This is a genomic window from Bradyrhizobium sp. USDA 4461 (assembly GCF_054055655.1).
Genome location: NZ_JBSRXM010000001.1, coordinates 7,326,098 through 7,337,644 on the forward strand (window position 1 = coordinate 7,326,098; position 11,547 = coordinate 7,337,644).

General features: G+C 64.5%; 12 protein-coding genes. 3 read left to right on the top strand and 9 right to left on the bottom strand.

All coding sequences use genetic code 11. The features are described 5' to 3' along the window. Positions 1 to 24: 24 nt before the first annotated feature. The 4 genes from kaiC to ACVINW_RS34605 all read right to left on the bottom strand — a co-directional run bounded on the left by kaiC (position 25) and on the right by ACVINW_RS34605 (position 3,786). Positions 25 to 1,491 (bottom strand): circadian clock protein KaiC, encoded by a 1,467-nt coding sequence (gene kaiC / locus ACVINW_RS34590; RefSeq protein ID WP_456755415.1) that lies wholly within the window; start codon positions 1,489 to 1,491, stop codon positions 25 to 27. Then, on the bottom strand, positions 1,488 to 1,772 hold the full coding sequence (locus tag ACVINW_RS34595) for a circadian clock KaiB family protein (protein WP_456755416.1): 285 nt from the start codon (positions 1,770 to 1,772) through the stop codon (positions 1,488 to 1,490). The genes kaiC and ACVINW_RS34595 overlap by 4 nt, the downstream gene beginning before the upstream one ends. A gap of 335 nt (positions 1,773 to 2,107) precedes the next feature. After that, positions 2,108 to 2,779 carry a response regulator transcription factor gene (locus tag ACVINW_RS34600; protein ID WP_456755417.1) on the bottom strand — a complete coding sequence of 224 codons (672 nt, stop codon included), beginning with the start codon at positions 2,777 to 2,779 and terminating at the stop codon, positions 2,108 to 2,110. Between the two features lie 188 nt (positions 2,780 to 2,967). Continuing rightward, positions 2,968 to 3,786, bottom strand: a complete 819-nt coding sequence (locus tag ACVINW_RS34605; protein ID WP_456755418.1) for an SDR family NAD(P)-dependent oxidoreductase — start codon at positions 3,784 to 3,786, stop codon at positions 2,968 to 2,970. A gap of 331 nt (positions 3,787 to 4,117) precedes the next feature. Here ACVINW_RS34605 and ACVINW_RS34610 point away from each other — a divergent pair, with 331 nt between their 5' ends. After that, positions 4,118 to 4,402: a hypothetical protein gene (locus tag ACVINW_RS34610; RefSeq protein WP_456755419.1), complete on the top strand. Its 285-nt coding sequence runs from the start codon at positions 4,118 to 4,120 to the stop codon at positions 4,400 to 4,402. Positions 4,403 to 4,675: 273 nt separating this feature from the next. Continuing rightward, a complete protein-coding gene (locus ACVINW_RS34615) occupies positions 4,676 to 5,296 on the top strand; it encodes a TerC family protein (protein WP_456755420.1) in 621 nt (206 codons plus the stop codon). A gap of 76 nt (positions 5,297 to 5,372) precedes the next feature. Here the strand turns inward: ACVINW_RS34615 and ACVINW_RS34620 are convergent, their stop codons facing one another. The 4 genes from ACVINW_RS34620 to ACVINW_RS34635 all read right to left on the bottom strand — a co-directional run bounded on the left by ACVINW_RS34620 (position 5,373) and on the right by ACVINW_RS34635 (position 10,105). Further along, positions 5,373 to 6,092: an RraA family protein gene (locus ACVINW_RS34620; RefSeq protein WP_212022559.1), complete on the bottom strand. Its 720-nt coding sequence runs from the start codon at positions 6,090 to 6,092 to the stop codon at positions 5,373 to 5,375. Positions 6,093 to 6,329: 237 nt separating this feature from the next. Further along, positions 6,330 to 7,205 (bottom strand): CDP-diacylglycerol--serine O-phosphatidyltransferase, encoded by an 876-nt coding sequence (gene pssA, locus ACVINW_RS34625; RefSeq protein ID WP_456755421.1) that lies wholly within the window; start codon positions 7,203 to 7,205, stop codon positions 6,330 to 6,332. A 78-nt stretch (positions 7,206 to 7,283) separates the two neighbouring features. Then, the gene (locus ACVINW_RS34630) at positions 7,284 to 7,982 is read right to left on the bottom strand and encodes a phosphatidylserine decarboxylase (protein WP_021081990.1); all 699 of its coding nucleotides are present in this window, start codon (positions 7,980 to 7,982) and stop codon (positions 7,284 to 7,286) included. Positions 7,983 to 8,116: 134 nt separating this feature from the next. Further along, positions 8,117 to 10,105: an ABCB family ABC transporter ATP-binding protein/permease gene (locus ACVINW_RS34635; RefSeq protein ID WP_456755422.1), complete on the bottom strand. Its 1,989-nt coding sequence runs from the start codon at positions 10,103 to 10,105 to the stop codon at positions 8,117 to 8,119. A gap of 213 nt (positions 10,106 to 10,318) precedes the next feature. On the opposite strand from ACVINW_RS34635, the gene ACVINW_RS34640 reads away from it, so the two are divergent. After that, on the top strand, positions 10,319 to 10,924 hold the full coding sequence (locus ACVINW_RS34640) for an LOG family protein (RefSeq protein WP_456755423.1): 606 nt from the start codon (positions 10,319 to 10,321) through the stop codon (positions 10,922 to 10,924). Positions 10,925 to 11,077: 153 nt separating this feature from the next. Here ACVINW_RS34640 and ACVINW_RS34645 read toward each other — a convergent pair whose 3' ends face one another. Then, positions 11,078 to 11,455: a VOC family protein gene (locus ACVINW_RS34645; RefSeq protein ID WP_456755424.1), complete on the bottom strand. Its 378-nt coding sequence runs from the start codon at positions 11,453 to 11,455 to the stop codon at positions 11,078 to 11,080. Positions 11,456 to 11,547: the final 92 nt, after the last annotated feature.

Genomic DNA, 11,547 nt, shown 5'->3' on the forward strand with positions numbered 1-11,547 from the left:
TCCAACTACCGTTCGCGGTGGATATCACGCTTTGAATACGTTCGGCGCCTCCTTGAACGGTCCGCCCAGATGCATGCCCGAACCGTCGATGGAAAAGCGTCTGATCTCCTTGGCGTGCTCGCTGCCGCGCATCTTCAGCACCATCAAGCCCCGGTGCATGACTTCCTGCTCCTGGATGTACCGCAGCAGAATGATCGAGTCGGTCATCGTCGAAATGTGCTGTTCGCTGGCGCTCTCGCCACCGATCAGCGACTTGCTTGTCGCGGTGCAGAGACCCGCGATCTCCCGCTTCTTGATGAAAGACGTCAAGCTGATCAGGAACTCGCGAAAGCCGGTTTCAGGGGCAATGCGCTCCAGCGCGGACAAGCTGTCGACCGCGATCCGGTTCGGCTTGAACTCATCGACCATCCCCTGGATCGTGAGCAGGTGATCGGGCAAGCCCTGGGCCTCAGGGTACAGACTGACGACCTTCAGCTTACCGTCGGCTTCCATGCCTGCGAAATCGGCGCCCCAGCCGCTGGCGTTGCGGAACAGCTGCCCGCGACTTTCCTCGTAACCGAACATGAGGACTCTTTCTCCGGCCTTGACCCCGCCGGAGAGAAAGTTGGTGACCAGCAGCGTCTTGCCTGTGCCCGTCGCCCCGCTGACCAGCGTCACGCTGTCGCGGAAGAAGCCGCCGCCGCACATCTCGTCGATATCGGCATTGCCGCTCGTCACCCGCACCGTGCTCGAATGCTGCTCCAGCCGTAGCGACGAGAGCGGGATCGCCACCACCCCGCGTCCGCCCAGTAGCGTGAACGGCGCTTCGCCTTCGACGTGATGGCTGCCGCGCATCTTCAGAACCTCGATCGTGCGGCGGCGCTTTTCCCGATAGAGCACGTTGCGCAGAATGACAACGTTATCGGCAACGAACTCCTCAAGGCGATGGCGGGTGATCTCGCCATATTCGCTGTTTCGCTCCGCCGTCATCAATACGGTCAGCCCCGCCTTCTTCAGCGCCGTACTGATGTGAAACAGCTCGCGGCGCAATATCTTGGGGTCGCCGATGAAGTGATCGAACAACTGAGTGAGTGAATCCAGGACTACCCGCTGGGCATTGACGCTCTTCGCCGCGTGCTGAATACGCGACAACAACCCCGCAAGATCGAACTCGCCGATCACAAGCTCATCGTTCGGCGGCGGGCTCGCATCGACGAAGGCGAGCCGGCCCTCCCTCTTCCATTTTGCCAGATCCCAGCCAAAACCGCTCATATTGGCCTGGATGTCGGCGGGCGGCTCCTCGAACGTCACCAATACGCCGTTCTCGTCGAACTGGGTAATGCCGTGAGCGAGAAACTGGGTGGCAAATACGGTCTTGCCGCTGCCTGGCGTACCGCCGACCACGGTGGAGCGGGCTCTCGGCAACCCTCCCATCACCAACTCGTCGAAGGCTTCGACCCCGGTCTTGACGCGCTCCAACACGCCGGTGATCCCTGCTTCCTCAGCGCTCATGCCTCGTCCTTCCGGTCGATCCCGAGAAATTCCAGAACCCGCACCGTGTCGCCAAGATCGCCGACGATGCGTCGCGTGCGAGTCGCATCTTCGTAGGACAGGGTCGGTGTCGCAATGATGCGCGCACCTTCGGCAAGCTCCGGCCGATCCAATACGTCGATGATCTCGACGTCCCATCCATGCGCGCCGATGGACGTCCGCAAGCGGTCGAGATTCTGCTGGGCGCGGCGCGAACTGGCCGAATTTCCTGCGATATACAATCGAAGCAAGCGCGCGGCCACGGAGACATTGCCTTCTCGACTGACCGTTGGCCCAATGGCTGCAGCGCTGCCGGCGCCACAGCATCCGAGTTACGGAGGCTCCCAGTGAACCTGATGATTTCGTTGAAGGAACAACAAACAGGGGTTGGGCGCAAGAGAGCTAGAACTACCAGACCATTAGTAGGTTCGACGCATCTCGTGTGCTGAATGCGAAGTTCGTGCGATCTCGCGGCAGCCACTTCCACGAACTTCGCATTCACAAAGCAGACTCGAATCATAAATTTGCTAGCGTCCTTATCGAATCTGAAGTCCGCTCCGAATGTGCGGCAAAGGATGCGAACTTCAGATTCGGGACACTAGAGCGACTCCCGATCGGAAGGTGGATGGCGGCGGCGGCGGCCGCGCAAGCTTGCCGGGGCGATGCCCCGCTCGCGCACCCAGAGAATGGCGGCACTGCGCCGGTTGACGCCGATCTTGCGGTAAAGCGATGAGATGTGGTTGCGCACAGTGTTGTGCGACACGTTGAGTTCAACGCTCATCTCGAGGTCGCTCTTGCCCTGGCAGATCAATCCGAGGACTTCCTTCTCGCGCTCGGTGAGGGGATCAAGGTCCTCGGCCGCGGTGCCGGAGGGCGCGAAGGACAACGTCTTGATCCGATCGATGATGCTGCGAGCGAAGGAGGAGGTGTCCGCCAGCACCGACTCGATCGCAGTCATCACCTCCCGCTCCGTGGCCCGCCGTTCCGTGGATTCACGTTCCTGGATGACGCACACCTGCGTCGGCACGCCGCGGATTCTCACGGTTTCGGCGGACGCGAAACAATCGACGAAACCGGCATCGCGTGCGCCATCGTCGCGAAGCGGCAATTTCAGTTGCTTCACCTCACCGTCGAGTCCCTCCCGAGCGGTCCTGTCCATTCCCACGACTTGGCCGTTTACATCAACGAAAATAATCCCCCCGCGGGCAGCCGAAACGGTCCCCCTCAGCCGCCCGTTTTCGCGCGCGTCATCCGTCACCACATGGTCCATCGCTGGCTCCCTGCGTTGCTTGATCTGTCCGTTCTGCTTGGGTTGCCGTGTCAACGTCCGGCGGGAGCTCTAGTTCCTTTTGACCAAGCCGTTAGTAAATATCGGCTATGGCCGGGAACCCGGCGTTCGGGCCAGTGTCGGCGGTTATCTGATGCGATCCGCTCCGGCCGGCCGACGGGTCTGGGATCCTACAATCCGACCAGCTTCAAACTCAACTCCCGCAACCGCCTGCGCGCCTCGGCGTCATAGGCCTGCGCGTGGGCGCGGGCCTCACGCTTGCCGTCGAAGAACAATCCGCTTTTGTCCGCGACGTCGTCGTCCTCGACCAGACGCAGGATGGCGTCGCCGCCCTGCTCGACGGTCGAGATCGGCGTCGCGCCTGAGGCGCGCACCATCGTGGTGTTCATGTAGGTGGCCGGGTGCAGCGAGTTGACCGTCACCCCACTGCCTTCCAGCTCCGCGGCAAGATCGATCGTGAACATGATCTGCGACAGCTTGCTCTGCGCGTAGGCGCGTGCGCCGCTGTAGTTTTTCGTGATCATCACGTCGGCGAAATCGATCGGATGCTGGCCGAGCGAGGCGACATTGACGATGCGCGCCGGGGTGCTCTCCTTGAGCCGCGGCAGCAACAGATGTGCGAGCAGGAAGCCGGCGAGATAGTTGACCGCGAAACGCAGTTCGTGGCCGTCCTTGCTGGTCTGCCGCGCCGGCCCCTCGTTCTGCGAACCGATGCCGGCGTTGCTGACGAACACGTCGAGGCGCTGCTGGTCGTCGAGCACCAGCTGGGCGAACTCGCGGACTTCGGCGAGCGAGGACAGGTCGGCCTGGTAGAACATCGGCTCGCGCCCACTGACCCGCTTGATCTCGTCGGCGAGGACCTGCGCCCGCTTGGTGTCGCGGCCGTGGATCAGGACCCGGGCGCCGCGAGATGCCAGCTTCATCGCCACATAGCGGCCGACGCCGTCGGTGGAACCGGTGATCAGCACCGTCTTGCCCGTCATGTTCATCGAAATTGCCTTTCGATCGTCCGCCCAGCGCTGCCAGCAAAGATAAATCCCCGTTGTGGACTTTGCCATGGCATGCCGCAGCACCATCAGCCCCGAAACGGCGCCGAAATGACCCGTCAACGCCCCTCCTTGATGGCCACGAGGTGCACAATCTGTCGCGCGGCCTGCGGTCGCGCGGCGCCGCGCCGCGCGTCAAGGGACATGCATTCTGATAATCTCGGGGTGAACGACAAGACTCCGATTGAAGGATTTGCATCGGCAGGGATTTGGAATGTCCTCGACCATTCCAGGCAGGCACTCGCGGAAGGCTCCCTCGCTGGAACCATTCGGCATGCTCCTGCTCTTCGCAGCGCTGACTGCGCTGCCGATTGTCCTGACGGTGCGTCTGGTTGAGCTCGCGCTCGTGCTGCCCGCGCTCAGCCTGGCGTTGTTCGCAGAGGCAGCCATTGCCGCGCTCGCGGCGCGCGTGATCCACGCGCGCACGAGCGTGGCGAAACTCACGCTGTGGGATTTTGCCGGCGCCTTCACCTTCATGGGATGCGCCGCGGCGATCCTCGGCGAGCCGGACCAGGCGGCGCTGTTCTTCGAGGAAGAAGCAGCAATCCGTCCGGGCTAGCATGATCCGGAAAAGTGTGAAGCGGTTTTCCGAACGGATCATGCTCAAAAAAAGCGCAAGCGCGATGACGAATGATCGCATCGCGCTTGGCGACCGTAATCCCAGGCCGGGCCCCTCTGGCAGCCACAAGCTGCGATGTCGGACTGGAACTCAGTTGGAGTGGCCCTGCCTCGACCGGCGACGTGACAACGTCATGACGGATCTGCCGTCGGCATGACGGCAGATCCGGCTTCGTCGAAGCGGCCCACTCCCCGACCTTAAAGGGGATGATCCATGTCCGAACTGTTCTCACTCGACGCCCTCAGCGCACTGCTGCAAGTCGTCGTCATCGACCTCGTGCTCGCCGGCGACAATGCCGTCGTGATCGGCCTCGCCGCGGCCGGCCTGCCGGCGCAGCAACGCGGCAAGGCGATCCTGATCGGCATTGGCGCCGCGACCTTGCTGCGCATCCTGTTCGCCCTCGTCACCACGCAATTGATGCAAATCGTCGGCCTGCTGCTCGCCGGCGGCATCCTGCTGCTCTGGGTGTGCTGGAAGATGTGGCGCGAGCTGCGTGCCAGCGCGCACGAGACCACGGCCGTGGATGGCACCGGCGGCGCGGAGGTGCCGCGCAAGACGCTGTGGCAGGCCACCACCCAGATCATCGTTGCCGACGTCTCGATGTCGCTCGACAATGTGCTGGCGGTCGCGGGCGCGGCGCGCGAGCAGCCGATCGTGCTGGTATTCGGCCTCGCGCTCTCGATCGCGATGATGGGCGCCGCTGCCACCTTCATCGCACGGCTGCTGCAGAACCACCGCTGGATCGCCTATGTCGGCCTCGCCGTGATCCTCTATGTCGCGATCGACATGACCGTTCGCGGCGCGAACGAGATCGCCAAGGTCGCGCCGGCGTGATCGGCGTGGGCGGTGGCGGACGTTCACCTCTCCCTTGGGAGAGGTGATCGGGAGCGCGCGGTGGAGACTCGGCGCCTCAGTGGATTTCCGACGAGCGCTTCAGCGCGTCCTTCAGCTTCTCGAGCGAAAAGTCCTTGCTGCGCGCGATGTCGAGGATCGGGGTTTCGCGGCGGCCGCAGAGTTCGGCGGCCTCCGGCAGCTTGGCCGCGATCTCGTAGGGGATCACGATCGCACCGTGGCTGTCGGCGTGGATCAGGTCGTCGGAGCGCACCGTCATGCCGGCGACACGGACCTCGCCGCCGAAGCTTTCGGCGTGCACCCAGGCGTGCGACGGGCCGATCGAGCCGGCCAGCGCCTGGAAGCCCGGCGCCCATTGCGGGATGTCGCGGATCGAGCCGTCGGTGATGACGCCGAGGCAGCCGAGCGCCTTGTGCACGGCGCTCTGCACCTCGCCCCAGAACGCGCCATAGCCGACGTCGGGACCGTCGATGTCCTGGATCACGGAGATGCGCGGACCGAAGCCGGTGCCGACGTATTCGTAATAGTCGATGCGGCGCTTCGACTGCTCCTCGGCCGACAGGCCGGATTTCAGCACCGAGCGGATCGCGACCGTGCGCGCATAGCCGACGATCGGCGGCAGCGTCGGGAACGGGCAGACCAGCGGCTTCACGGTGTAGCCGATCAGACGGCGCTCCGGCGCGACAATCTCCATCGCGTTGCAGATCGTCGGCGTGTCATAGCGTCCCAACGCCTCGAGGACGGAAGCAGGCAGCGGGGCGGAAGCGGATGTCGTCACGGCGTTTCTCTCCTGATTTTTGGCGTTCGCTGAGCCATCTCAGCCTATAACCGAGATCAGGGGCGAACCCAACCGAGCCCCGCTCATGGCTGATATTTGGGCGTCACAGCTCCATGACCGTCATCCTGAGGAGGCGCGCAGCGCCGTCTCGAAGGATCGACGGCCCAGCTGCGAGATCGTGGCCGTGCATCCTTCGAGACGCCGCTACGCGGCTCCTCAGGATGACGGGTCGGGAAGTCAATGCAGATGCGTCGGACGATCGTCGTGGTCCGTATCCGCGACCGGCGCCGTATAGGAAGCAGCAGTGGCCGGCGACGCCGCGCTCGCCCCCTGCGTCTGCGCCGCAAGCTGGCGCTCCTGGTCGCGATAGGACTTCCAGCCCCACGGCAGGCTGATCAAATAGGCCACCGAACCCGCCGACAGGATGTGCCAGGGATAGCCGATCAGCAGCGCGACGAAGAACACCACCGACACGAACACCGGCAGCACCATCTCGGGCGGCACCCGCATCTTCACCGTCTTGCCGGAGAACACCGGCAGCCGTGACACCATCAGGAAGGCGATCAAGAGCGTGTAGAACGCCGTCAAGGTCGCCGGCGGCATCGGCACGCCGAGGAAGGCGAGATAGATCGGCAACAGCACGGTGATCGCGCCGGCCGGCGCCGGCACGCCGGTGAAATAATTGGCGGCGAAGGCCGGCTTGTTCGGATCGTCGATCGAGGCATTGAAGCGCGCCAGCCGCAGGCCGCCGGAGATCGCGAACACCATCGCGGCGATCCAGCCGCCATTGTTCAATTCATGCAGCTGCCAGAAATACAGGATCAGGCCCGGCGCGACGCCGAAATTGACGAAGTCGGCGAGGCTGTCGAGCTCGGCGCCGAATTTCGACTGGCCCTTGATCATGCGGGCGACGCGGCCGTCGATGCCGTCGAGGATCGCGGCGAACACGATGGCCGCGACCGCAAGCTCCATCCGCCCTTCAGTCGACAGCCGGATCGCGGTCAGGCCGGCGCAGATCGCCAGCAGCGTGATCATGTTCGGCACCAGCATCCGCACCGGGATCGGACGGAACCGGCGGCGGCGCAACTCGATGGAATTGGGGTCTGATGGCATCATGGACCACAATATAGCAAGCGCCGCCCGGCTCCGCCATCGGAGCCGGAACCGGCTGATCGACCGGCTGAAACAGCGTTAATCGGCGCGGTAGGTGCGGCCCGGATCAGCGCCGCGGAAATCCGCCAGGATGGTCTCGCCGGCAACCGCGGTCTGGCCTTCGGACACCAGCGCCTTGGTGCCCTCGGGCAGGTAGACGTCGAGCCGCGAGCCGAAGCGGATCAGGCCGAAACGCTCGCCCGCCCCGATCGACTGGCCTTCCTTGACGAAGCAGACGATGCGGCGCGCCACCAGGCCCGCGATCTGGACCACGCCGATCCGCCCGTTCGAGCTCGAGATCACCAGCGAATTGCGCTCATTGTCCTCGCTCGCCTTGTCGAGCTCGGCATTGATGAAGGCGCCGGGGCGATAGGCGATGCGGTCGATGCGGCCGGCCACCGGGCTGCGATTCACATGGCAGTTGAACACGCTCATGAACACCGAGACCCGCGGCAGCGGCTTGTCGCCGAGGCCGAGCTCGGCCGGCGGCAGCGCCTGCACCACCATGGAGACCCGGCCATCGGCCGGCGACACCACGATGCCGTCGCGCAGCGGCGTCACCCGGACGGGATCGCGGAAGAACAGCGCGCACCAGACCGTGAGCAGCGTCCCGATCCAGCCCAGCGGGGTCCAGATCCAGAACAGGATCAGGCTCGCCAGCGCGAAACCGCCGATGAAGGGATAGCCCTCCGGGTGGATCGGCGGGATCTGCGCACGGATGGAATTGGCGATCGACATCAGAACTCGCTGTGGTACCCCGCCCCTGCGGCGGGAGTGGCCTCAAGGCGCGATCGTCGCGCTTTGGTTGGTCGTTTCAGGCATGATCTTTTCGGAAAACCGCTTCGCACGTTTCCGGATCATGCCCTAATCGACTATTCCGCGGCGGTCGGCAAGGGCTTCTCACCCGCGTCAGGGGTGGAATCCTCAGAGGATTCGGCCACCGCCGGCGGCAGCCGATTCGGCGCCGTGCCGTCGTCGCCGACCTGGGCGAGCCGTTCGCGAGCCTCCTCGGCCTCACGCTGCCGGTTCCACATGCTGGCATAGAGCCCGTCGGCGGCCAGGAGCCGCGCGTGGGTGCCGCGCTCGGCGATCCGGCCCTGGTCCAGCACGATGATCTCGTCGGCGCCGACGATGGTCGACAGCCGGTGCGCGATCACGAGCGAGGTGCGGTTGCGCGACACCCGTTCCAGCGCGCCCTGGATCTCGTGCTCGGTGTGGCTGTCGAGCGCCGACGTCGCCTCGTCCAGCACCAGGATCGGCGGCGCCTTCAAGACCGTGCGTGCGATCGCGACGCGCTGCTTCTCGCCGCCGGAGAGCTTTAAGCCGCGCTCGCCGACCTGGGTCTCGTAGCCCTGCGGCGACATCCGGATGAAGCCGTCGATCTGCGCCAGACGCGCCGCCTCCTCCACCTCGTCGTCGCCGGCATCCCAGCGGCCGTAGCGGATGTTGTAGCGGATGGTGTCGTTGAACAGCACGGTGTCCTGCGGCACCATGCCGATCGCCTGTCGCAACGAGGCCTGGGTCACGGTCTTGATGTCCTGGCCGTCGATCAGGATGCGGCCGCTCGAGACGTCGTAAAGACGGAACAACAGCCGCGAGATCGTCGACTTGCCGGCGCCTGACGGACCGACGATCGCAACCGTCTTGCCGGCCGGCACCTCGAAGCTCAGGCCTTTCAGTATCGGCCGGTCGGATTCATAGGAGAAGCGGACATCCTCGAAGCGCACGCTGCCTGTCGACACCACCAGCGGCCTGGCGCCCGGAATGTCCTTCACCTCGGGATCGCGCGCCAGCACGTCGAACATCTTCTCGATGTCGATGATCGCCTGCTTGATCTCGCGATAGACCATGCCCATGAAGTTCAGCGGCTGGTAGAGCTGGATCATCATCGAGTTGATCAGCACGAAATCGCCGACCGTATGGGTGCCGTTGCGGATGCCGAATGCGCACATCAGCATGGTCGCGGTCAGCCCCGCGGTGAAGATGATCGCCTGCCCGGTGTTGAGCACCGCAAGCGAAGTGTAGGTCTTCACGCTGGCCTGCTCGTAGCGCTCCATCGAGCGGTCGTAACGCCGCGCCTCGCGCTCCTCGGCGCCGAAATACTTCACGGTCTCGTAGTTGAGCAGCGAGTCGATCGCCTTGGTGTTCGCCTCGGTGTCGGAATCGTTCATCCTGCGGCGGATCTCGATCCGCCACTCGGTCGCGACGTAGGTGTAGTACATGAACACGACGACCGTGATCAGCACCGCGAGCACGTAGCGCCAGTCGAACTGCCACAGCAGCACGCCGGCCAGCAGCGTGACTTCGACGATGGTCGGGATCAGCTGCAGGATCACCATCCGCACGATGGTCTCGATCCCGGAACGGCCGCGCTCCAGCACCCGGGTCAGGCCGCCGGTCTTGCGCTCGAGATGGAAGCGCAGCGACAGCTCGTGCATGTGGACGAAGGTGATGTAGGCGAGCCGCCGCACCGCATGCATCGCGACGCGGGCAAAGATGCCGTCGCGCCACTGCGTCAGCACCGCCATGATGATGCGCACCGCGCCGTAGCTGATCGTCATCAGCACCGGCGAGGCGATCAGCCAGACCATCCAGTTCGACGATGCGACCGGCGCCGAACCCGTGCCGTTCAGCGCATCGATCGCCCATTTGAAGGTGAACGGCACCGACAGCGTCGCGAGCTTGGCGAACAGCAGCAGCACCACCGACCAGATCACCCGCATCTTCAGATCGGCGCGATCGCCCGGCCAGATATAGGGCCAGAGATGAACGAGGGTGCCGAGGAGCGTGCCCTTCTCGGCGGCCGGCGTCGTGGCCGTGGGCTGCGCGGCGCCGGTCACAGACTGTTGCGGCGGCACCATCAGGAGCCCGCTCGCGCCGTCATGGCGCGCCGGTGCGCTGCCACATCTTTTCCACGATTTGCCATTGTGCCCGTCATATAGATCGTTTGAACGCGGCGTACAGGCTTATGACGAAAATTGTTCGCGATTCGCGGGAATTTGCGGGATTTTTTGGCCCTCAATCCCCATATGCTGATCTTGACCCTCTTTACGCTGCAGTGCCACAAGGATCGTATGAACCAAATCAAGACTGTCTGTGTTTATTGCGGCTCCGGCCCCGGTAACAATCCCCGCTTCGTTGAAGCTGCCGTCGCGCTCGGCAAGGCCTTTGCCGACAACAACGTGCGCCTGGTCTATGGCGGCGGCTCGATCGGCCTGATGGGCGCCGTCGCCAAATCCACGCTCGATCATGGCGGCTCGGTCACCGGCATCATTCCCGAATTCCTGCGCGCGCGCGAGAATGCGCTGACCTCGGTTCAGGAGATGATCGTCACCCCCGACATGCATGAGCGCAAGCGGCTGATGTTCGAGCGCTCGGATGCATTCGTCGCGCTGCCCGGCGGCATCGGTACGCTCGAGGAGCTGGTCGAGCAATTGACCTGGCAGCAGCTCGGCCGTCACTCCAAGCCGATCCTGCTCGCCAACATCGACAACTTCTGGGAGCCCCTGCTCTCGCTGTTGAACCACATGCGCACGACCGAGTTCATCCGGCCGACGCTGCCCATCAACGTGCTGATGGCCGACCGCGTCGACGAGATCCTGCCGCGGCTGCGTTCGGCGGTGGCCGGCAAGCCGGCGGCCGCGAAGGAACTCGCCCCCGAGGTGGCGCGGCGGCTGTAGAGGAGCGCGGGCGCCAAACTATCCCCGTCATCCTGAGGTGCGAGCGGAGCGAGCCTCGAAGGATGAACGGCCCCGCTGGTGGCCGATTCATCCTTCGAGACGCCCTACGCGCTCCTCAGGATGACGGATGAGATGCGTGTAGGCTAGCCAAACTCACTCGCTCGGAAAGGTCACGGCCTCGACGCGGTTGCCGTCGGGGTCGAGGACAAACGCAGCGTAATAGCGCACGCGATCGTGCGGGCGCAGGCCCGGCGGACCGTCGGATGCGCCGCCCGAAGCCAGCGCGGCGGCGTGGAAGGCGTCGACCTCGGCGGTGGTCTTGGCGCGCAGGCAGATGTGGGTGCCGCTCTCATGCGGCACGGGCGCCATCGCAGCGCGCAGATTGATCCAGAATTCGGGATAGGCCTTGCCGAAGCCGATCGTCGCCGGCCGCGTGACCAGGCGGCTCAGGCCAAGCGCGGCCAGCGTCGGCTCATAGAACCGTGCGGCGCGTTCGAGATCGCGGACGCCGACGGAGACGTGGTCGATCATGTCTGTCCTCCCTCGTCATTGCGAGGAGCGAAGCGACGAAGCAATCCATCGATTCGAGCATGCGGACGGATGGATTGCTTCGCTTCGCTCGC